This is a genomic window from Pseudomonas sp. 43NM1 (genome assembly GCF_002836905.1).
Taxonomy (GTDB): Bacteria; Pseudomonadota; Gammaproteobacteria; order Pseudomonadales; family Pseudomonadaceae; genus Aquipseudomonas; species Aquipseudomonas prosekii.
In genome coordinates, this window is the sequence record NZ_MKGS01000186.1 from 1 (window position 1) to 21,331 (window position 21,331).

The 21,331-nt window shown below is 60.5% G+C and carries 22 protein-coding genes; 11 read left to right on the forward strand and 11 right to left on the reverse strand.

The features are described 5' to 3' along the window. Positions 1 to 1,145 precede the first annotated feature (1,145 nt). Positions 1,146 to 1,796 carry a hypothetical protein gene (locus tag BI292_RS24330; RefSeq protein WP_101209486.1) on the reverse strand — a complete coding sequence of 217 codons (651 nt, stop codon included), beginning with the start codon at positions 1,794 to 1,796 and terminating at the stop codon, positions 1,146 to 1,148. A 370-nt stretch (positions 1,797 to 2,166) separates the two neighbouring features. Here BI292_RS24330 and coxB point away from each other — a divergent pair, with 370 nt between their 5' ends. The 4 genes from coxB (at position 2,167) to BI292_RS24350 (ending at position 6,620) form a co-directional block, all read left to right on the forward strand. Beyond that, positions 2,167 to 3,294, forward strand: a complete 1,128-nt coding sequence (coxB, locus tag BI292_RS24335; protein ID WP_092275478.1) for a cytochrome c oxidase subunit II — start codon at positions 2,167 to 2,169, stop codon at positions 3,292 to 3,294. Between the two features lie 82 nt (positions 3,295 to 3,376). Further along, positions 3,377 to 4,963, forward strand: coding sequence for a cytochrome c oxidase subunit I (gene ctaD / locus BI292_RS24340; RefSeq protein WP_092275481.1), 1,587 nt, complete (start codon positions 3,377 to 3,379; stop codon positions 4,961 to 4,963). A gap of 192 nt (positions 4,964 to 5,155) precedes the next feature. Then, positions 5,156 to 5,707: a cytochrome c oxidase assembly protein gene (locus BI292_RS24345; RefSeq protein WP_101209487.1), complete on the forward strand. Its 552-nt coding sequence runs from the start codon at positions 5,156 to 5,158 to the stop codon at positions 5,705 to 5,707. 25 nt (positions 5,708 to 5,732) lie between these two features. After that, positions 5,733 to 6,620 (forward strand): cytochrome c oxidase subunit 3, encoded by an 888-nt coding sequence (locus BI292_RS24350; RefSeq protein ID WP_101209488.1) that lies wholly within the window; start codon positions 5,733 to 5,735, stop codon positions 6,618 to 6,620. Between the two features lie 34 nt (positions 6,621 to 6,654). On the opposite strand, the gene BI292_RS24355 is transcribed toward BI292_RS24350, so the two are convergent. Further along, positions 6,655 to 6,864, reverse strand: a complete 210-nt coding sequence (locus tag BI292_RS24355; RefSeq protein ID WP_092275490.1) for a twin transmembrane helix small protein — start codon at positions 6,862 to 6,864, stop codon at positions 6,655 to 6,657. Positions 6,865 to 6,934: 70 nt separating this feature from the next. On the opposite strand from BI292_RS24355, the gene BI292_RS24360 reads away from it, so the two are divergent. The 5 genes from BI292_RS24360 to BI292_RS24380 are packed head-to-tail and all read left to right on the forward strand — an operon-like array spanning position 6,935 to position 10,860. Further along, a complete protein-coding gene (locus tag BI292_RS24360; RefSeq protein WP_101209498.1) occupies positions 6,935 to 7,675 on the forward strand; it encodes an SURF1 family protein in 741 nt (246 codons plus the stop codon). Beyond that, the gene (locus tag BI292_RS24365) at positions 7,641 to 8,234 is read left to right on the forward strand and encodes a hypothetical protein (protein WP_092275493.1); all 594 of its coding nucleotides are present in this window, start codon (positions 7,641 to 7,643) and stop codon (positions 8,232 to 8,234) included. Before BI292_RS24360 ends, BI292_RS24365 begins: the two co-directional genes overlap by 35 nt. Before the next feature lie 10 nt (positions 8,235 to 8,244). Beyond that, positions 8,245 to 9,324, forward strand: coding sequence for a heme A synthase (locus BI292_RS24370; RefSeq protein WP_101209489.1), 1,080 nt, complete (start codon positions 8,245 to 8,247; stop codon positions 9,322 to 9,324). Beyond that, positions 9,312 to 10,211 carry a heme o synthase gene (gene cyoE, locus BI292_RS24375; RefSeq protein ID WP_101209490.1) on the forward strand — a complete coding sequence of 300 codons (900 nt, stop codon included), beginning with the start codon at positions 9,312 to 9,314 and terminating at the stop codon, positions 10,209 to 10,211. Before BI292_RS24370 ends, cyoE begins: the two co-directional genes overlap by 13 nt. A 13-nt stretch (positions 10,212 to 10,224) precedes the next feature. Further along, positions 10,225 to 10,860: an SCO family protein gene (locus BI292_RS24380; protein ID WP_101209491.1), complete on the forward strand. Its 636-nt coding sequence runs from the start codon at positions 10,225 to 10,227 to the stop codon at positions 10,858 to 10,860. Between the two features lie 149 nt (positions 10,861 to 11,009). Here BI292_RS24380 and BI292_RS24385 read toward each other — a convergent pair whose 3' ends face one another. The 3 genes from BI292_RS24385 to BI292_RS24395 all read right to left on the reverse strand — a co-directional run bounded on the left by BI292_RS24385 (position 11,010) and on the right by BI292_RS24395 (position 13,554). Next, positions 11,010 to 11,783 (reverse strand): MetQ/NlpA family ABC transporter substrate-binding protein, encoded by a 774-nt coding sequence (locus BI292_RS24385; RefSeq protein ID WP_092275505.1) that lies wholly within the window; start codon positions 11,781 to 11,783, stop codon positions 11,010 to 11,012. Positions 11,784 to 11,872: 89 nt separating this feature from the next. Beyond that, complete coding sequence (locus tag BI292_RS24390) at positions 11,873 to 12,547, reverse strand: methionine ABC transporter permease (protein WP_101209492.1); 675 nt, start codon at positions 12,545 to 12,547, stop codon at positions 11,873 to 11,875. Beyond that, entirely contained in the window at positions 12,547 to 13,554 is a 1,008-nt protein-coding gene (locus BI292_RS24395) for a methionine ABC transporter ATP-binding protein (RefSeq protein ID WP_092275511.1), read from the reverse strand. Before BI292_RS24395 ends, BI292_RS24390 begins: the two co-directional genes overlap by 1 nt. Positions 13,555 to 13,816: 262 nt before the next feature. On the opposite strand from BI292_RS24395, the gene katE reads away from it, so the two are divergent. After that, positions 13,817 to 15,955 carry a catalase HPII gene (katE, locus tag BI292_RS24400; protein WP_092275514.1) on the forward strand — a complete coding sequence of 713 codons (2,139 nt, stop codon included), beginning with the start codon at positions 13,817 to 13,819 and terminating at the stop codon, positions 15,953 to 15,955. Positions 15,956 to 16,070: 115 nt separating this feature from the next. Here the strand turns inward: katE and BI292_RS24405 are convergent, their stop codons facing one another. From BI292_RS24405 to zur, 4 genes are read right to left on the reverse strand one after another with little or no spacing between them, the layout of a single operon-like run. Continuing rightward, a complete protein-coding gene (locus BI292_RS24405; RefSeq protein WP_101209493.1) occupies positions 16,071 to 16,787 on the reverse strand; it encodes a PA5502 family lipoprotein in 717 nt (238 codons plus the stop codon). Positions 16,788 to 16,824: 37 nt separating this feature from the next. Next, positions 16,825 to 17,613 carry a zinc ABC transporter permease subunit ZnuB gene (znuB, locus tag BI292_RS24410; protein ID WP_092275520.1) on the reverse strand — a complete coding sequence of 263 codons (789 nt, stop codon included), beginning with the start codon at positions 17,611 to 17,613 and terminating at the stop codon, positions 16,825 to 16,827. Then, on the reverse strand, positions 17,606 to 18,391 hold the full coding sequence (gene znuC, locus BI292_RS24415; protein WP_101209494.1) for a zinc ABC transporter ATP-binding protein ZnuC: 786 nt from the start codon (positions 18,389 to 18,391) through the stop codon (positions 17,606 to 17,608). Before znuC ends, znuB begins: the two co-directional genes overlap by 8 nt. After that, positions 18,391 to 18,873 carry a zinc uptake transcriptional repressor Zur gene (gene zur, locus BI292_RS24420; protein WP_092275526.1) on the reverse strand — a complete coding sequence of 161 codons (483 nt, stop codon included), beginning with the start codon at positions 18,871 to 18,873 and terminating at the stop codon, positions 18,391 to 18,393. The genes znuC and zur overlap by 1 nt, the downstream gene beginning before the upstream one ends. Before the next feature lie 66 nt (positions 18,874 to 18,939). On the opposite strand from zur, the gene znuA reads away from it, so the two are divergent. After that, the gene (gene znuA, locus BI292_RS24425; RefSeq protein WP_101209499.1) at positions 18,940 to 19,869 is read left to right on the forward strand and encodes a zinc ABC transporter substrate-binding protein ZnuA; all 930 of its coding nucleotides are present in this window, start codon (positions 18,940 to 18,942) and stop codon (positions 19,867 to 19,869) included. A 93-nt stretch (positions 19,870 to 19,962) separates the two neighbouring features. Here the strand turns inward: znuA and BI292_RS24430 are convergent, their stop codons facing one another. Both BI292_RS24430 and BI292_RS24435 read right to left on the reverse strand, forming a co-directional pair. Further along, positions 19,963 to 20,913: a homoserine kinase gene (locus BI292_RS24430; protein WP_101209495.1), complete on the reverse strand. Its 951-nt coding sequence runs from the start codon at positions 20,911 to 20,913 to the stop codon at positions 19,963 to 19,965. A 60-nt stretch (positions 20,914 to 20,973) separates the two neighbouring features. Continuing rightward, on the reverse strand, positions 20,974 to 21,270 hold the full coding sequence (locus BI292_RS24435; protein WP_092275532.1) for a DUF2782 domain-containing protein: 297 nt from the start codon (positions 21,268 to 21,270) through the stop codon (positions 20,974 to 20,976). Between the last annotated feature and the right edge of the window lie 61 nt (positions 21,271 to 21,331).

Below are 21,331 nucleotides of genomic sequence, written 5' to 3' on the forward strand. Positions count from 1 at the left end.
GCAAGCTCAGCTCCTACAAGGGCATGATGCGCCATACACAAAACCTGTAGGAGCGAGGCTTGCCCGCGAAGGGGCCGTGTCAGTTGATAAACATGTCAGCCGATAGACCGCCATCGCGAGCAAGCTCAGCTCCCACAGGATTTAGCGCCATACACAGAACCTGTGGGAAAGGCTCAGCCCCCACGGATTTTGCGTCATACACAGAACCTGTAGGAGCGAGGCTTGCCCGCGAAGGGGCCGTGTCAGTCGATGCAGATGTCGGCTGAACCAGCGCTTTCGCGAGCAAGCTCAGCTCCCACAGGTTTTAGCGCCATACACAGGACCTGTGGGAAAGGCTCAGCCCCCACGGAATTTGCGTCATACACAAAATCTATGGGAGCGAGGCTTGCCCGCGAAGGGGCCGTGTCAGTTGATAAACATGTCAGCCGATAGACCGCCATCGCGAGCAAGCTCAGCTCCTACAGGTTTTAGCGCCATACACAGAACCTGTGGGAAAGGCTCAGCCCCCACGGATTTTGCGCCATACACAGAACCTGTAGGAGCGAGGCTTGCCCGCGAAGGGGCCGTGTCAGTTGATCAACATGTCAGCCGATAGACCGCTTTCGCGAGCAAGCTCAGCTCCTACAGGATTTGCGCCATACACAGAACCTGTGGGAAAGGCTCAGCCCCCACGGATTGTGCGCCATACACAAAACCTGTAGGAGCGAGGCTTGCCCGCGAAGGGGCCGTGTCAGTTGATAAACATGTCAGCCGATAGACCGCTTTCGCGAGCAAGCTCAGCTCCCACAGGTTTTAGCGCCATACACAGAACCTGTGGGAAAGGCTCAGCCCCCACGGAATTTGCGTCATACACAGAACCTGTAGGAGCGAGGCTTGCCCGCGATGGGGCCATGTCAGTCGATGCAGATGTCGGCTGATAGACCGCTTTCGCGAGCAAGCTCAGCTCCTACAGGATTTGCGCCATACACAGGACCTGTGGGAGCAAGGCTCAGCCCCACGGATTTTGCGTCATACACAGAACCTGTAGGAGCTAGGCTTGCCCGCGAAGGGGCCGTGTCAGTCGATGCAGATGTCGGCTGAACCAGCGCTTTCGCGAGCAAGCTCAGCTCCTACAGGATTTGCGCCGTACCCAAAATGGGTGGCGGTCAGGCTGCTGGCTGGTCCAGTTCCAGGCCTACGCCGAGGCGGCGGGACATGCAGGGCCAGCGTTTCCAGGCAGCGCCGGTGTCCGGGCTGTTGAGTTTGTCGCGGTAGGCTTCGACCGATTCCAGGGCGAAGCTTTCTTCGTTGAGCATCTCGTCGACGGCGTGATGCACGGCCTCATCCAGCTGATTGGCGAACGCTTCGCCGATCAATTGATGGGCGATCAGGTTGGCGACCGTCATGTCCAGAGGGATCAGTGGCTGGCCGAAATGCTTGATGTACAGGTCGTTGACCTCTTCCACAAACCGATGCGCCAGATACGCTTCGTCCAGCAGGCCGTCGAGGCCGACGTGCCCGGCCATGATCGCTGGCGGTTGCAGGAAGTACTGCTCGGCGATTTTCAGCACCGGTTTGATCTGCGATTCGATACCCGCTTCCCTCGCGACGTCGTTGGCTGCTTCCAGCAGATCAGGCACTTCTTCGATGTAAGCCGTGACAAAACGAGTCAGCACGCCGTTGGCATCAGCCTCCGGCAATTGGATGGCAGGGTGCAAATGCGGTAATTGGGTTTCCAGTTGACGAGTCAGCAGGCCAGTTTCGGCCTCATGCTGCAGGGCTTTTTGGATCTGCTCGCGCAATGCGGCGGTGTTCATGAAAACTCCAGGAAACAAGGCAATGAAATAGGAAGACATAAGTTAGCTGGCTTATGAAAATTGCTAAGACGCATTTGTCATAAATGTTTCATCCGTGAGACATCAAAGTTATATCGGCCAGCCACCGAAGGGTGCGCATCGTTCTCCATTCGTGGTCTTGCACGCAAGTACTCGCTGTTTCAGCTCATTTACGCCATCGCGTTGCGAGGTGCCAGTCGCTGTCTATACTCGGTTTTGAATGGAGTTAGCTGATGACGCCCGACTGCCTGTGCAGCAAGGCTCGGCAATTCAAGTTCGTAGTCTGAAAAAGCCGCTCCCTTGCCGCTGGTGTTAGCCGGCGGGATAACAAGAACGATAAGGGGAACCCGCAATGATGCGACATCCACACGTCTGGATGGGCCTCCTGTTGTGGTCATTTTTCAGCCAGGCGCAAGCCGCCTGGACTGTGAACATGGCGCCGGGAGCGACTGAAATCAGTCACGCAGTATTTGACCTGCACATGACCATTTTCTGGATCTGTGTGGTGATCGGCATCATCGTCTTCGGCGCCATGTTCTGGTCGATGATGGTCCACCGTCGCTCGACCGGACAGGTGGCCGCCAAATTTCATGAAAGCACCACCGTCGAAATCCTCTGGACCATCGTGCCGTTCATCATTCTGGTGGCGATGGCTGTGCCTGCGACGGCGACCCTGATCAAGATGTACGACGCCAGTGAGCCGGACATCGATGTGCAGATCACCGGTTACCAGTGGAAGTGGCACTACAAATACCTGGGCCAGGACGTCGAGTTCTTCAGCAACCTGGCCACCCCCGCCGACCAGATCCACAACAAGGAAACCAAAGGCGAGCATTACTTGCTGGAGGTCGACAAGCCGCTGGTGTTGCCGATCGGCGCCAAGGTGCGCTTTCTCGTGACCTCCGCCGACGTCATTCACTCGTGGTGGGTGCCGGCCTTCGCGGTCAAGCGCGATGCCATTCCGGGGTTCGTCAACGAAGCCTGGACGCGCATCGACAAGCCCGGCATCTACCGTGGCCAGTGCGCCGAGCTGTGCGGCAAGGACCACGGTTTCATGCCGATTGTGGTCGAGGTCAAAACCCAGGCCGATTACGCCACCTGGCTCGGCGAACGCAAAGCCGAGGCGCTGCAGCTCAAAGAGCTGACCAGCAAGGAATGGACCCTCGACGAACTCAAAGAGCGCGGCGACAAGGTTTACCACACCACGTGCGTGGCCTGTCACCAGGCTGAAGGCCAGGGCCTGCCGCCGATGTTCCCGGCGCTCAAAGGCTCGAAAATCGCCACCGGCCCGATCAAGGATCACCTGAGCATTGTCTTCCACGGCAAACCCGGCACCGCCATGGCGGCGTTCGGCAAGCAGCTGTCGGAAGTCGATATCGCGGCGGTCGTGACCTACGAACGTAACGCCTGGGGCAACAACAAGGGCGACATGGTCACTCCCAAAGAAGTGCTGGAGCTGAAACAGGCGGAAAGCAAATGAGCCGGTCTATTGCGCACCCAAGCCACCGGTCGGGGCAACACGCCCCGGCCTGCCCAGCCCACCTGTTTGCAGGAGACCAGCCATGAGCGCCGTCATCGATGACCATGGTCATGCCGACCACGCCCACGGCCCCGCCAAAGGCCTGATGCGTTGGGTGCTGACCACCAACCACAAAGACATCGGCACGCTGTACCTGTGGTTTGCGTTCTGCATGTTCCTGCTCGGCGGTTCATTCGCGATGGTGATTCGCGCCGAGCTGTTCCAGCCAGGCCTACAAATCGTCGAACCGGCGTTCTTCAATCAGATGACCACCATGCACGGTCTGGTGATGGTGTTCGGCGCAGTGATGCCGGCGTTCGTCGGCCTCGCCAACTGGATGATCCCGTTGATGATCGGCGCGCCGGACATGGCCCTGCCACGGATGAACAACTTCAGTTTCTGGCTGCTGCCGGCGGCATTCCTGCTGTTGGTTTCGACACTGTTCACGCCCGGTGGCGGGCCAAACTTTGGCTGGACCTTCTACGCGCCGCTGTCGACGACTTACGCGCCGGAAAGCGTGACGTTTTTTATCTTCGCCATTCACTTGATGGGCATCAGCTCGATCATGGGCGCGATCAACGTGATCGCGACCATTCTCAACCTGCGCGCACCCGGCATGACCCTGATGAAAATGCCGCTGTTCGTCTGGACCTGGCTGATCACCGCGTTCCTGTTGATCGCGGTGATGCCGGTGCTGGCCGGGTGCGTGACGATGATGCTGATGGACATCCACTTCGGCACCAGCTTCTTCAGTGCTGCCGGTGGCGGTGACCCGGTGTTGTTCCAGCACGTGTTCTGGTTCTTCGGCCACCCCGAGGTGTACATCATGATCCTGCCGGCCTTCGGCGCCGTCAGCTCGATCATCCCGACCTTCTCGCGCAAGCCGCTGTTCGGCTATACGTCGATGGTTTACGCCACGGCGAGCATCGCGTTCCTGTCGTTTATCGTCTGGGCGCACCACATGTTCGTGGTCGGCATTCCGCTGGTGGGCGAGTTGTTCTTCATGTACGCGACACTGCTGATCGCGGTGCCGACCGGGGTCAAAGTGTTCAACTGGGCCAGCACCATGTGGCAAGGCTCGCTGACCTTCGAGACGCCGATGCTGTTTGCGGTGGCGTTCGTTATCCTGTTCTCCATCGGCGGTTTCTCCGGGCTGATGCTGGCCATCGCGCCAGCGGACTTCCAGTACCAGGACACCTACTTTGTGGTCGCGCACTTCCACTATGTATTGGTGCCGGGCGCGATCTTCGGGATCTTCGCTTCGGCGTATTACTGGCTGCCGAAGTGGACCGGCCACATGTACGACGAAACCCTCGGCAAGCTGCACTTCTGGCTCTCGTTCATCGGCATGAACATGGCGTTCTTCCCGATGCACTTCGTCGGGCTGGCCGGCATGCCGCGACGGATTCCGGACTACAACCTGCAATTCGCCGACTTCAACATGGTGTCGTCGATCGGCGCATTCATGTTCGGCGCCACGCAGATTTTCTTCCTGTTTATCGTCATCAAGACCATTCGCGGCGGCGAGCCGGCCCCGGCCAAACCGTGGGATGGCGCCGAAGGGCTGGAGTGGAGTATTCCGTCACCAGCGCCGTATCACACCTTCACCACGCCACCGGAAGTGAAATGAACACCCCGCCAGTTGTGGGCAGTGGTCAAACCCCTGTGGTGAGGGGGTTTACCCCCGTTGGGTCGCGCAGCGGCCCCGAAGGCTGTGATCGGGATTTATCAGGTGGATCGCATTTGCTGGTTTTGCGACTGCTGCGCAGTCGAACGGGGGTAAACCCCCTCGCCACAGGTCTGGGTGTTGAGGATTCGTGCCATGGCTGATTCGATTTCGCTGAAGAAGCTGGTCACGCGCCTGTTGCTGGTGGTGGTGGCGATGTTCGTTTTCGGCTTTGCCCTGGTGCCGATCTACGACGTGATGTGCAAGGCCTTCGGCATCAACGGCAAGACGTCCGGGCAGTACGAGGGCGAGCAAACCGTCGATACCTCGCGGCAGGTCCGCGTGCAGTTTCTTTCGACCAATTCGGCGGACATGTCCTGGGATTTCTATCCGAAGAGCGATGAACTGACCGCCAATCCCGGCGCGGTCAACGAGATGATCTTCATCGCGCACAACCCGACCGATAGGCCGATGAGCGCGCAAGCCGTGCCGAGCATCGCGCCCAGCGCTGCCGCCGCGTACTTCCACAAGACCGAATGTTTCTGCTTTACCCAGCAAGTGCTGCAGCCCGGTCAACGGATCGAGATGCCGGTACGTTTCATCGTTGACCGCGACATGCCCAAGGAATTGAAGCACCTGACGCTGTCCTACACGCTGTTCGATATCACCGCCCGACATCCACCGGTCGCTGTAAACACTGGCGGTTGAGCGTGCCCGATAAGGAGAACAATAAATGGCAACTCATGAACACTATTACGTCCCGGCCCAGAGCAAATGGCCGATCATCGCCACGGTCGGCATGCTGGTCACGGTGTTCGGCCTGGCCACCTGGTTCAACGACCTGAAAGCCGCGCGCCCGGAATCCCACGGCCCGCTGATCTTTTTCGTCGGCGGCCTGATGGTTGCGTACATGCTGTTCGGCTGGTTCGGCACGGTGATCAAGGAAAGCCGCCAAGGGCTGTACAGCGCGCAGATGGATCGCTCGTTCCGCTGGGGCATGAGCTGGTTCATTTTCTCGGAAGTGATGTTCTTTATCGCGTTCTTCGGCGCGCTGTTTTATGTGCGCCACGTGTCCGGCCCGGCGCTCGGCGGTGAAGGCGCCAAAGGCCTCGCGCACATGCTCTGGCCAACGTTCGAATTCACCTGGCCGCTGCTGAACAACCCTGACCCGAAACTTTATCCGGCACCCAAGGACGTGATCAGCCCCTGGGGCCTGCCGCTGCTCAATACGGTGCTGCTGGTCAGTTCCAGCGTGACCGTGACCATCGCCCACCATGCGCTGAAAAAAGGTCATCGCGGCGCGCTGAAAATCTGGCTGGCGATCACCGTGCTGCTGGGCTGCGCGTTCCTCGGTTTTCAGGCTGAGGAATACATCCACGCCTACCAAGAACTGGGCCTGACCCTGGGCTCGGGCATCTACGGCGCGACGTTCTTCATGCTCACCGGTTTCCACGGTGCGCACGTGACCATCGGCACGATCATCCTGTTTGTGATGCTGATGCGGATCATGCGCGGGCATTTCGACAACGAGCACCAGTTCGCCTTCGAAGCGGCGAGTTGGTATTGGCACTTTGTCGATGTGGTGTGGCTGGGTCTGTTTGTCTTCGTCTACGTGCTCTGAAGCAGCGCCGAGCTTGAAGCATGAAGCTTGGCGCTTATAGCTCCCACGGAACGTGGGCAACCAATTGGCCGCTGTAAAAACCCCAGGCGATCAGGCCGACGGTGGTGGCGGCCAGGGCCACGCGAACGCTCAAGGCAATGACCAGGCGGTTTGAGCTGCTGTCGTCCTTGACCAGAAAAAACAGGCCGCTGAACAGGCTGACAACCGTGGCAATCAGCATCAGGACGATGGCTGCTTTGAGCATGGGATGACTCCGGGGGAAGGCGAATGCACATGAGTATAGCTATCGCATCCAGCGACTTTCTGGCCACGCCATGAAGCGCTTCCGGCCGGGCATCGTGCCGACCCTGGTGGTCGCGCTGCTGTTGCCGATGCTGGTGTCACTGGGGTTCTGGCAGTTGAGCCGGGGCGCGGAGAAAAGCGCGCTGCTCAACAGTTATGCCGAACGCCGCGCGGCCGAGCCGATGGCCAGCACCGAGCTGCAAAACACCCAGGACCCGGCGTTTCGCCGCGTGCGCCTGCACGGCCAATTCGACCCCGAGCACAGCGTGCTGCTGGACAACCGTCAGCGCGACGGCAAGGTCGGCGTCGAGTTGCTGCAACCGTTTCAGGATCAGGCGAGCGGGTTGTGGCTGCTGGTCAATCGCGGCTGGCTGCCGTGGCCGGATCGGCGCACGCCGCCGCAATTCACCACGCCGAAACAGCCGTTGAGCGTCGAGGCGTGGGTCTATGTGGCGCCCGGCGCGACGTTCCAGTTGCACGCCGACCCGAGCGCCACGGCTTGGCCGCAACTGGTGACCGCGGTCGAACCGGCGCGGCTGTGGACGGCGCTCGCGCGCGATGGTTTCGCTTACGAATTACGCCTCGAAAACGGCCCCGCTTCGTATCAGGCCGATTGGCCGATAGTCGCCATGGGCGCGGAAAAACACATCGCTTACGCCGTGCAGTGGTTCGCCATGGCGATCGCCCTGCTCGGCCTCTTTATCTACCTCGGCTGGCACAACGCAAAGGAGAAACACCATGGGAGCGGCCATGAATCCACCCAGCATGTCTGAGGCGAAAACCCCGGCCAGTCGGCGCAAGGGGCGTTTGCAACTGCTGCTGATCGTGTTGGGGGTGATCGGCCCGATGATCCTCGCCACCGGCATGTACAAATTGCAGTTCTGGGTGCCGGACGGGCGCAGCTATCACGGCGAACTGATCGGCAACGGCCAGACCCGCGCCGACCTCGGCGTGCAGGCCCAGGAGCAGCGTTGGCAAATGCTGGTGACCGCGCCAAAGGATTGTTCGGTGGACTGCCAGCAACTGGTGTATCTGGCGCGGCAGATCCAGATCGGCCTCGGCCGCGAAGCGTCCCGCGCCAGCCACGCATTGGCGGCTGCGCAACCGCTGGGCAGCGATTACGAGGCCAAGCTCAATCGTGAATATCCGCAGCTGCAACGCTATCCCATGGACCTGACCACGTTCAAAAAGACTACGGGCGACAACACCGCGCCGCAGCTGTGGATCATCGACCCGCACGGCAATCTGGTGCTGCGCTACGACCCGGCGGTCAAGGGCAAGGATTTGCTCAACGATCTGCGGCATTTGCTGAAACTGTCGAACATCGGATAAGGGCATCGTCATGGCCAAACCTGGATTTCGCCTCGCGCTGTTTGCCACGTTGCTGGCACTGATTGTGGTGTTGCTCGGCGCCTACACGCGCCTGACCCACGCCGGCCTCGGCTGCCCGGACTGGCCGGGCTGCTACGGGTTTATCAGCGTGCCGAAAAGCGAAGCCCAACTGGCGCATGCCGAATTGCATTTCCCCGACACCCCGGTCGAGGCCCACAAAGGGTGGAACGAGATGATTCACCGCTACTTCGCCGGCACGCTCGGGTTGCTGATTGCGGTGCTGGCCGGGCGCGCCTGGGTGCACCGTCGGCATCCGGGGCAACCGGTGAAGTTGCCGCTGTTCCTCTTGGCGGTGGTGACTGCGCAAGCGGCGTTCGGTATGTGGACGGTGACGCTCAAGCTCTGGCCGCAAGTGGTTACCGGGCATTTGCTCGGCGGGTTTGCGACGTTGAGTTTGTTGTTTTTGCTGACGCTGCGCTTGTCCGGCGTATTGCCGGCGCTGACTGTGCCGCGACGTTTGCAGTACTGGGCCACTGCCGGTTTGCTGCTGGTGATCGGACAAATCGCCCTCGGTGGCTGGGTCAGTTCCAACTATGCGGCGGTGGCGTGCATCGACTTCCCGACCTGCCACGGCCAATGGCTGCCGCCCGCCGATTTCGCCAACGGCTTTCACCTGACCCAGCACATCGGCCCCAATTACCTCGGCGGCCAACTGGACAGCGACGCACGCACGGCGATTCATCTGACCCATCGCATCGGCGCGCTCATGGTGACGCTGGTGCTGCTCGGGCTTGCGTGGCAATTGAAAGTGGTCAGCATGACCCGCCTCGCCGGGCTGGTGCTGATCGCCCTCGCCGCGCAAATCACTCTCGGCATCAGCAACGTGCTGTTTCACTTGCCGCTGCCGGTCGCCGTCGCCCATAACGCTGGCGGCGCGGCGCTGTTACTGACGTTGGTGCTGGTCAATTATCACGCGCGGACCAGTCTGGTTCGGGTCAAGCAGCAATCCCCTGCGCGCTGGCGTTTCAGCCCGCGTAAACATTCCGCCGGGCCCATAACAATAAAAGGAGAAATGCCATGGCGACTCTGATCGGCGAACGTCACAGTCAGGCGATCTGGCGCGATTATCTGGAGCTGACCAAACCGAAAGTGGTGGTGCTGATGCTGATCACCTCGCTGGTCGGGATGTTCCTCGCGACCCGCGCCGGAGTGCCGTGGACGGTGCTGGTGTTTGGCAACCTGGGGATCGCGCTGTGTGCCGGTGGCGCGGCGGCGGTCAATCATGTGGTGGACCGGCGCATCGATGCGGTGATGGCGCGGACCCACAAGCGGCCACTGGCCGAGGGCCGCGTGTCGCCGACGGCGGCGCTGACCTTTGCGCTGGTCCTGGCGGTGCTCGGGCAAGCCCTGCTGCTGGCCTTCACCAACCCGCTGACCGCGTGGCTGACCCTCGCTTCGTTGCTCGGTTACGCGGTGGTCTACACCGGTTTCCTCAAACGCGCGACGCCGCAGAATATCGTCATCGGCGGACTGGCTGGCGCGGCCCCGCCGCTGCTCGGTTGGGTCGCGGCCACCGGGCATGTCAGCGCTGAGCCATTGCTGCTGGTGCTGATCATTTTTGCCTGGACCCCGCCGCACTTCTGGGCGTTGGCGATTCATCGCAAAGAGGAATACGCCAAGGCAGATATCCCGATGTTGCCGGTGACCCACGGCGAGCACTACACCAAAATCCACATTCTGCTTTACACCTTCGCACTGCTGGCCGTCAGCCTGATGCCTTACGTGATTCACATGAGCGGCGTGCTTTACCTGGTTTGTGCGCTGGTGCTGGGCGCGAGGTTTCTGCAATGGGCCGTGGTGCTGTACCGTGGCACTCGGCCGCACGCGGCGATCAATACGTTCAAGTACTCTATTTGGTACTTGTTCCTGCTGTTTATCGCGCTGCTCGTCGACCACTACCTGCTGTTAAATCTTTGACCAAAATGAACCTATGACTCGAACTCAGAAAACCGTCTTTATCCTCGTTGCCCTGATTGCGTTGATTCTGGGCCTGACCGTCAACAAAGTGCTGTCTGGCAAAGGTCAGGGCGACCCGACTGCGTTGATCGACGCCGGGATCATCCTGTTGCCGCAAAGCCGCAATCTGCCAGACGTGACGATGACCGATCAGGACGGCAAACCGGTCGCGGTCAATGAGCTGAAAGACAAGTGGAGTCTGCTGTTCTTCGGTTACACCTTCTGCCCGGACATCTGCCCGACTACCCTCGCGCAGCTGCGGCAGATCAAAAGTGAGTTGCCGTCGGAAGCAGCGGCGAGGTTGCAGGTGATTCTGGTCAGCGTCGACCCGAACCGCGATTCGCCGAAGCAGCTGAAACAATATCTGGGCTATTTCGATCCGCAGTTTCAGGGTTTGACCGCGTCGTCGGTCGAAGACATTCAGAAACTGGCGAACGCGGTGAGCATTCCGTTTATTCCGGCGGACACCAGCAAGCCCAATTACACAGTCGACCACAGCGGTAACCTTGCGGTCATCGGCCCGGACGGCACGCAGCGCGGGTTCATCCGCGCACCGCTGAACAACGCCAAACTGATCGCGCAATTGCCGGTGATGCTCAAGCGCAAGTGAATCACCACACCTCCCTGTAGGAGCCAGGCTTGCCGGCGAAGGCGATTTCACTGACGCCTTCGCCGGCAAGCCTGGCTCCTACAGGGCCGGTGTTTCAGGCATAAAAAAGGGGCGCATCGAATGCGCCCCTTTCAGTCCAGCGGACAAGATCAGAACGCCGGCAATACCGCGCCTTTGTACTTCTCGAGAATGAACGCTTTGACTTCCGGGCTGTGCAGCGCGGCGACGAGTTTCTTCATCGCGTCGCTGTCCTTGTCGTCCGGGCGCGCGACGAGGATGTTCACGTAAGGCGAGTCGTTGCCTTCGATCACCAACGCGTCTTTGGACGGATCAAGCTTGGCTTCCAGCGCGTAGTTGGTGTTGATCAGCGCCAGGTCGACCTGGGTCAGCACGCGCGGGATGGTCGCGGCTTCCAGCTCACGGATTTTCAGATCCTTCGGATTCTGTGCGATGTCTTTGACGGTCGACAGAATGCTGGTTGGATCCTTCAGCGTGATCAGCCCAGCCTTCTGCAGCAGCAACAGCGCACGGCCGCCATTGGTGGCGTCGTTCGGAATCACCACGTTGGCACCGCCCGGCAGTTCGGCCAGGGCTTTGTACTTGCTCGAGTACGCGCCCAGCGGTTCCAGATGCACGCCGGCCACCGCCACCAGATTGGTGGTGCGCGCCTTGTTGAACTCATCCAGGTACGGCTGGTGCTGGAAGAAGTTGGCGTCCAGACGTTTCTCGGCAACCTGCACGTTCGGCTGAATGTAGTCGGTGAACACCTTGACGTTCAGGGTCACGCCTTCTTTGGCCAGGGTCGGCTTCACGAATTCGAGAATTTCCGCATGTGGCACCGGCGACGCGGCGACGGTCAGGGTTTCATCAGCCTGGGCGGAGAACGCCGCAACAGCGGCCAATGCGACGAGTAGTTTTTTCATTCAGCTAACTCCTTGTGTTTACCCGCATGAGGCGCCCGTTTGGCGCCTGCCAGCGAATGGCCGGCTCAGCGCCGGGCTACGCGAAACATTTATTTTCTGGAAAAGTGTACGACCAGTTTGTCGCCAACCATTTGCAGCACTTGCACCAGCACCAGCAACAGCACGACGGTGACGATCATCACATCGGTCCGGAAACGCTGGTAGCCGAAACGGATCGCCAGGTCACCCAAACCACCGGCGCCGACCACACCGGCCATTGCCGTGTAGGAAACCAGTGTAATCGCCGTCACCGTAATCGCTGCATAGATGCCCGGACGGGCTTCCGGCAGCAACGCATTGATGATGATTTGCTTGGTCGTCGCGCCCATCGCCTGGGTCGCTTCGATGATGCCGCGATCGACTTCGCGCAACGCGGTTTCCACCAGACGCCCGAAGAACGGCGTGGCGCCCACCACCAATGGCGGGATCGCGCCGGCGACGCCGAGCGAAGTGCCGGTGATCAACACGGTGAACGGGATCATCACGATCAGCAGAATGATGAACGGCAGCGAACGCAGAATGTTCACCACCAGCGACAGCACCGCATAAACGCCGCGCGATTCCAGCAACTGGCGCGGGCTGCACAGGAACAACAGCACGCCCAGCGGCAGGCCGAGCAAAATCGTGAACAGCAGCGAACCGCCGAGCATCAGCAGGGTGTCGCCGGTAGCGAGCCAGATTTCGAACCAGTCGATATTGGCGAAGAAACTCATCAGGGCCTCCATCAGCGCAGCACCTCCATGTGGACGTCAGCTGCGGTGAAGCGGGCAAACGCCGCCTCCATGTCGCCGCCGGTGACCGCCAGGGTCAATTGGCCGTACGGCGTGTCTTTGATGCGATCGATGCGACCGGCAAGGATGCTGTAGTCGACGCCGGTTTCCCGCGCGACGGTGCCGAGCAACGGCGCGTAGGTCGCTTCGCCCTGGAACGTCAGACGCACGATCCGCCCCGGTACGTGAGCAAAATCATCACGCTGTTCGCTTTCGTCGATCTGCTCGTCTTCCTGGACGAAGCGCTTGGTGGTCGGGTGCTTGGGATGCAGGAACACATCGGCCACCGAGCCTTGCTCGACGATTACCCCGGCGTCCATCACCGCGACCTGATCGCAAACGCGGCGGATCACGTCCATCTCGTGGGTGATCAGCACGATGGTCAGCTTCAGCTCGCGGTTGATCTCGGCGAGCAATTGCAGGACCGACGCAGTGGTCTGCGGGTCCAGCGCGCTGGTGGCTTCGTCACACAGGAGGATTTTCGGCTTGGTCGCCAGGGCGCGGGCAATGCCGACGCGCTGCTTCTGACCACCGGACAATTGCGCCGGATACTTTTTGGCGTGGTCGGACAAACCGACCCGCGCCAGCAGTTCCGCGACGCGCTGGTCGATTTCACTGCGCGACAGCTCACCGGCAAGGGTCAGCGGCAGCGCCACGTTGTCGGCGACAGTCTTGGAGGCCAGCAGGTTGAAGTGCTGGAAGATCATCCCGACCTGCTGGCGGAAGCGCCGCAGGCTGCTGGCATCGAGCGCGGTGACTTCTTCACCATCGACGAAGATCTTGCCGCCACTGGATTCCTCCAGGCGATTGATCAGACGCAGCAGGGTACTTTTTCCCGCGCCGGAATGGCCGATCAGGCCGAAGACCTGACCGTTCTCAATCGTCAGACTGGTCGGATGCAGGGCGGGAATGTCCTTACCGGCGACGCGGTAAGTCTTATGGACGTTTTGAAACTCGATCACGTAGCGAACCTTGTGGGGCGCGTTGGAAAAGGGTCAGCGTTTAGCCGGGCGCGCATTTTAGCCTGTCCGTATAGAGGGTATTAGCATTTATTCGGCATTCAACCTTCGATTTGGCAATAACGCGATCAAAGGTCATAAAAAAGGAACGGCTGAGAACCTCATTAGTCACTATTTAAGCAACGTAATTACCGCCAGGTGCCGTGCCTGGAAAATTGCTCACAAGTCCGGCTAGGACGAGATCGCAACGAGGAGTTTACGACTGATGAGTACCAAGAAACCTGTCGCCCCTAAAAGCGCACTGGCCGGGACTGACACCCTGGACCGTGGCAACACCAATACCAAGCTTGAAAGCCTGGAAAAATTCCGCTCCGACGCCACCGAACAAGCCCTGCGCACCAACCAGGGCGTCAAGGTGTCGGACAACCAGAACACCCTGAAAGTCGGCGCCCGCGGGCCGTCGCTGCTGGAAGACTTCATCATGCGTGAGAAAATCACGCACTTTGACCACGAACGCATCCCGGAGCGCATCGTCCATGCGCGCGGCACTGGCGCTCACGGTTTCTTCCAGACTTACGAAAACCATGCCGCGCTGACCAAGGCCGGTTTCCTTCAGGATCCGGGCAAACAAACCCCGGTATTCGTGCGTTTCTCCACGGTGCAGGGGCCACGCGGCTCGGGCGATACCGTGCGTGACGTGCGCGGGTTTGCCGTGAAGTTCTTCACCGACGAAGGCAACTTCGACCTGGTCGGCAACAACATGCCGGTGTTCTTCATCCAGGACGCGATCAAGTTTCCCGATTTCGTCCACGCGGTGAAACCGGAGCCGCACAACGAAATCCCTACCGGCGGCTCGGCGCACGACACCTTTTGGGACTTCGTCTCGCTGCAGCCGGAATCGGCGCACATGGTGATCTGGGCGATGTCCGACCGCGCGATCCCGAAAAGCCTGCGCAGCATGCAAGGTTTCGGCGTGCACACGTTCCGTCTGGTGAATGCCGAAGGCAAGTCGCGCTTCGTCAAGTTCCACTGGCGCCCAACCGCCGGCACCTGCTCGCTGGTGTGGGATGAAGCGCAGAAACTCGCCGGTAAAGACACCGACTACCACCGTCGTGACCTGTGGGAATCGATCGAGATGGGCGACTACCCGGAATGGGAATTGGGCGTGCAGATCGTCGAGGAAGAAAACGAACACGACTTCGATTTCGACCTGCTCGACCCGACCAAGATCATTCCTGAAGAAATCGTGCCGATTACGCCACTGGGCAAAATGACCCTGAACCGTAACCCGGACAACTTCTTCGCCGAAACCGAGCAAGTTGCGTTCTGCCCGGGCCACATCGTCCCAGGCATCGACTTCTCCAACGATCCGCTGCTGCAAGGTCGGCTGTTTTCCTACACCGACACGCAGATCAGCCGACTCGGCGGGCCGAACTTCCACGAAATCCCGATCAACCGTCCGGTAGCGCCGTACCACAATGGCCAGCGCGATGGCATTCACCGCATGACCATCGACAAGGGCCGCGCTTCCTACGAGCCGAACTCGATTGACGGTGGCTGGCCAAAAGAAACTCCGCCCGCCGCGCAGGACGGTGGCTTCGAGACTTACCCGGAACGCATCGACGCGAACAAGATTCGTCAGCGCAGCGAGTCGTTCGGTGATCACTTCTCGCAGGCGCGCTTGTTCTTCAACAGCATGAGCAAACACGAGCAGGAACACATCATCGCCGCGTACAGCTTCGAGCTGGGCAAGGTTGAGCGGTTGTGGATTCGTGAGCGCCAGGTCAATGAGATCCTCGCCAACATCGATCTGGAACTGGCTGCGCGCGTCGCGGCAAACCTGGGTCTGCCAGCACCGAAGGCCGGCACCGTAGACGTGCCGAAAACGTCGCTGGATCGTTCGCCAGCGCTGAGCCAGGCCAACCTGCTGCCGGAAAACATCAAGACTCGTAAAGTCGCGATCCTGGCGGCCAACGGCGTCGACGGCAAAGCGATTGATGCGATGAAAGCGGCGCTGGCGGCTGAAGGTGCACACGCCAAGTTGCTCGGCCCGACTTCGGCACCCGTGACCACTGCTGACGGCAAATCGCTGCCCGTCGATGCGTCGATGGAAGGCTTGCCGTCCGTCGCTTTCGATGCGGTGTTCGTGCCGGGTGGCGCGGCGTCGATCAAAGCGTTGAGCGGTGACGGCGTGGCCCTGCATTACGTGCTCGAAGCGTACAAGCACCTGAAGGCAATCGCGCTGCACGGCGAAGCCAAGCAGTTGCTGGACGTGCTGAAGCTGGAGGCTGATGCGGGGTTGATCGTCGGTACCGACAAGACGCTGATCAAGCCGTTCTTCGCGGCGATTGGACAGCATCGGGTTTGGGATCGCGAGCCTAAAGCCAAGGCGATTCCGGCTTAAGGTTTGTTTCGATAGTTAGGACGCTATCGCGAGCAAGCCTCGCTCCTGCATTTGGAATGCATTCCAAATGTGGGAGCGAGCTTGCTCGCGATGCTTTTAAGGGCTTACAAGGTTTTCAGGGCTTACGCGGGCTCAAAACCACCTGCGCCGGAACGTGGCGCGCGATCTGCTTGTGCAATTTCAGCTCAAAACCCGAATCGAGTTTCTTCACCCGTTTGGTCAGCAATGTGGCCAGCCATGGGTAATCCTGCGTGCGCGGTGCCTGGATCACCACCGCACAGTCGTAATTCACCACATCGAAGGCAATCGCATCCAGTTGGTGGCGAAGTTTGCTCATATCGGTGAGGTTCAACGCGACCGTGGTGCTTTCCGCCGCCGGATCAATCACTTTGGCTTTTGGCCGGGCTTCAGCCGCCAGCAACGCAGCTTCGGCCTTGTCCAGCTCAGCCTTGCGCGCATTGACGATGGCATTGTTGACGCCACCGGTCAGCGCCGGCGCTTTTGGCATCAGCGCTCGCGCACGGCTCAGCGCAGTGGCGGCGGCGTTGACATCACCTTTCTGCAACACGATCTGGCTGCGTTGCAGATAGGCTTCGGCCAATTGCCGTTGGTATTGCACCAGCGTTGGATCGTCAGGCGACTGGGCCTGCAAGGTTGCCAGTTGATCTTCAGCGGTGGCCAGCTCGCTGCTGGCCAGGTTTTGTTCAAGCTGTGCAATCGCCGCAGCCCGACCGTCGGGAGCCTGAGTGGCTGCCGGTGGCGTGCTTTGGCAAGCGCCGAGCAGCAGAGAAAATGCGACAAGGAGCAGATAACGGGAGGCGAACGGCTTCATTCCTGCGACTCTCTATTTGCGCAAAAAACGAGCAAGTCTACACCCCTCGACGGGGCAGGACAAAACTCAGCAGAAACAGCGCGGCGGCCGCCACCACAATCGATGGGCCCGCCGGGGTGTCCTTGAACCATGACAACGCCAGCCCGCCACACACCGCAAGCATGCCCAGCAGGCTCGCGCCCAGTGCCATCTGCTCGGGCGAGCGGGCGTGACGCTGTGCCGCAGCCGCCGGGATGATCAACAGTGACGTAATCAGCAACACGCCGACGATTTTCATTGCCACGGCGATGACCACGGCGATCAGCAACATCAGGGTCAGGCGCAACGCCGCCACCGGCAACCCTTCGACCCTGGCCAATTCTTCGTGCACGGTGATCGCCAGCAGTGGCCGCCACAACGTCACCAGCAACGCCAGCACCGCCGCGCTGCCGCCGAGGATCCACGCCAGATCGGTCGGGCTGATCGCCAGCAGGTCGCCGAACAGATACGCCATCAGATCGATCCGCACTTCGTGCATGAAGCTTAGTACCACCAGGCCCAACGAGAGCGTGCTCGGTGCGAGAATTCCCAACAGCGTGTCGGACGCCAGCGGCTGGCGCTGTTGCAACGTCACCAGCAACACCGCCAGCAGCAGGCAGCCGACGGTAACCGCGACGGTCGGGCTGACATCCAGTAAAAAGCCCAGCGCCACGCCGAGCAGCGCGGCGTGGGACAAGGTGTCGCCGAAGTAGGCCATGCGCCGCCACACCACAAACGAACCCAGCGGGCCCGCGACCACTGCCAGGGCCAGACCTGCAAGCAGGGCGTAAAGCAGAAAATCAGCCATGCTTGCAGCCATCTCCATGAACGTGAGGTTGTGCCGACGGGGCGGCGGCGACTACGGAGCCATGCAGGTCATGGGCGTGGTCGTGGTGGTGGTGATAAATCGCCAGGCTCTGCGCGTTTTTGCCGAACAGCTCGACGAACGCCGGATCGCTGCTGACCTGTTCCGGGTGCCCGGAGCAGCAGACGTGACGGTTCAGGCAAACCACCTGATCGGTGGTGCTCATCACCAAATGCAAATCGTGGGAAACCATTAACACGCCGCAACCATGGCGGTCGCGCAGGCGGGTGATCAGGCTGTACAGCTCGGCCTGGCCAGCGACATCGACGCCCTGCACCGGCTCGTCGAGCACCAGCAATTGCGGCTCGCGCAACAACGCGCGAGCAAGCAAAACGCGCTGCATTTCGCCGCCGGAAACACTTTGTACCGGGCTGTCGATCACCTGTTCGGCGCCGACTTCCTTGAGCGCCGCCAATGCTCGCGCACGGTCAACGCCCGGCACCAGCCGCAGGAAGCGCAGCACCGAAAGCGGCAAGGTCGGATCGACGTGAAGTTTTTGCGGCATATAACCGACGCGCAGTTTCGGTTTACGCCAAACGCTGCCGCTGTCCGGCTTCAACAAACCGAGCACGGCGCGCACCAGCGTGGTTTTGCCGGCGCCATTCGGGCCGATCAGGGTGACGATCTGCCCGGGCTCGACGCTGAGGTCGATGCTTTCCAGCACGTTTTGCCCGGCAAACGTCACGGCCACTTGCTCAAGACGGATCAGCGCGCTGCTCATCAAGCCCCCTGGCAACCCGAGCAGAGCCCGACCACTTCCACAGTCTGGGCCTCGACGATAAATCCAACGTCTTTGGCGCTGAAGACAATCGCGTCGCTGATGGATTTCTGTTCGAGCTCGATGGCGGCGTGGCATTCACGGCAAATCAGGAACTGCCCTTGGTGCGCGTGCTCCGGGTGATTGCAGCCGACGAAGGCGTTAAGCGAGGAGATGCGGTGCACCAGGCCGTTTTCCAGGAGGAAATCCAGCGCGCGGTACACAGTCGGCGGCGCGGCGCGGCGGCCGTCCTGCTCGCTGAGCACCGCCAGAATGTCGTAGGCGCCCAGCGGTTTGTGGCTTTGCCACACCAGTTCCAGCACCCGCCGGCGCAATTGGGTCAGGCGCAAGCCTTGACGGGCGCACAAGGCATCGGCCTCGGTCAATGCGCTGTGCACGCAATGAGAGTGGTCATGGGGACGGCTGGCAATCGGTGTAATAGGCATGAGCGGCGACGATTTTTGTGAGAGACGTTATTATGTTACCCGTTCTCGCCTCTTCGAGTGGTCATCGTGTCCCGACTTTTTTCAATGTATGTCGCATTTTTCACAACTTTCCTGCTGATGGGTTCGGCCCACGCCGAGGTCAACGTGCTCACCAGCATCAAGCCGCTACAGCTGATTGCCGCTGCCGTGCAGGACGGTGTGGCGGTCCCGGAGGTGTTGCTGCCGCCGGGTGCCTCGCCGCATAACTACGCGCTGCGCCCGTCCGACGTACGGAAGGTGCAATCGGTCGATCTGCTGTACTGGATCGGTCCGGACATGGAAGGTTTCCTGCCGCGCGTGCTGAAAAGTCGCACATCGCCAAGCGTCGCCGTGCAGGATCTGCCGGGGCTGAAACTGCGGCACTTCGCCGAGGACAGCCATTCCCACGCCGAAGAAGCCGAGCAGCCCGACGAACATGACCACGATCATCGTCCCGGCACGCTGGACGCACATTTGTGGCTGTCGCCAGTCAACGCACGGGTGATCGCGACGAAAATGGCCGCGGACTTGAGCGCTGCCGATCCGGCCAACGCGCCACGTTATCAGAGCAATCTCAAGGCCTTCGATGAGCGGTTGGATGCGCTCGACCAGCGCCTGAAGGCACGGCTGGCGGGTATCTCGGGCAAACCTTATTTTGTGTTCCACGAAGCGTTCGATTATTTCGAAGACGCTTACGGGCTAAAGCATGCGGGCGTGTTCAGTGTTGCCGCGGAAGTGCAGCCCGGCGCCCAGCATGTGGCGGCGATGCGCACGCGCTTGCAGGAAGTCGGCAAGACCTGCGTGTTCAGTGAACCACCGTTGCGCCCGCGACTGGCGGAAACCCTGGTGGCGGGTTTGCCGGTGAAACTGGCAGAACTGGATGCGCTGGGCGGTTACACACCCGCGACTGCTCAGGGTTATGAGCAGGTGTTGGAGAAACTGGGCAATGACCTGGCCGGGTGCCTGGAGGCGTTGTAACCCGGACATCGGTGTCGACCCATTCGCGGGCAAGCCTCGCTCCTGCAAGGATGGTGCAATTTCCTGTAGGAGCGAGGCTTGCCCGCGAAGCTTTTAAAGCGCGAAAGGCAACGGTGTACTGATTTTCTGCCGTTGCGCCAAGCGCTGCTGGAATTCCAGCGGATCGTGAATCAACACGTCCTGCCCGGCAAACGACTCTGCAGCAATCAACCGCGACAACCAGAAGCGCACGCACGCCACACGCAGCATGGTCGCCCACAACTCGGCTTCCGCCGCCGTGAACGGGCGCAACCCCGCATAAGCGCCCAACAGGGCTCGGGCACGCGGCCCGTCGATCACCCCGTCGTCATCCGAACACCAGTCGTTCAAGGCAATCGCCACGTCGTACAACATCGGCCCGGAACAGGCATTGTAGAAGTCGATCAAGCCGGTCAGGTGCGTGCCTTCAAACATCGCATTGTCGCGGAACAGGTCGGCGTGGATGTTGGCGCGTGGCAGCGCGAGAATTTTCTGTTTTTTCTCGGTGATTTCTTCCAACGCCCGTTGCAGCAGATCGCTTTGCTCGGCGTTCAGGTGCGAGAGCAGTTGCGCGCCCTCCTCCAGCATCCAGTCGAGGCCGCGATCGGTCTTGCGCTTGATCATGTTGGCCTGAGTCGCCAAGTGCAGATGGCCGAGCAACTCGCCGACCTGCGCGCAATGCTGGGCATTGGCCTGCTTGATGTGTTTGCCGGCCAGGCGCGGCTGGAGCAACGCCGGTTTGCCGGCCAGTTCGCGCAACGCCACGCCGTCCTTGGTGCGCAGCGCGTACGGCACTGGCAGGTCGGCGTCGTGCAGCACGTCGAGCAATTCAATGAAAAACGGCATTTCCTGAACCGGACCGCGCTCTACCAGGGTCAGGACAAACTCGCCCTGCTCCAGACTGATAAAGAAATTGGTGTTTTCGCTACCGGCGGCAATCCCCTGGAAATCAAGCAGGCGGCCGAGCCCGTATGGGGCGAGAAAGGTTTCCAGCTCGGGCCGAGCCAGGGGAGTAAACACAGACATGGTTAAAAACTGCTCAGTTCGGGCGCCGCTATCAAAACGGCGCCGATTAAAGTTAAGAAACTACTTCCAGGTAAAGATTTCCCACGCGGGAATCAGCATATCCGGCTGGTCCGAACGGATGTAGTTCGCGTCCGTGCCGTCCGCGCGCACCAGGAAATACGGTTTGCCAACGCTCGGCGTCACCTTGATGGCGTAGGTAAACCCACCTTTCTTATATTCCTGAATGACCTTGTCACCTTCCGTGTGTGTGCTGATGGTAACTTCCGGCTCCGAGGTCGGCGCATCATCCGCCGCCATAACGGCCAGCGGAACGGTCGCAAACAACCCAGCCAGCAACAGGCGATTTAGTGTGCGCATGATAACCTTGTCCCTTTGTCGTCAATGGTCCCGCTATTCTAGCGCCGGACCCGCCGAAAAG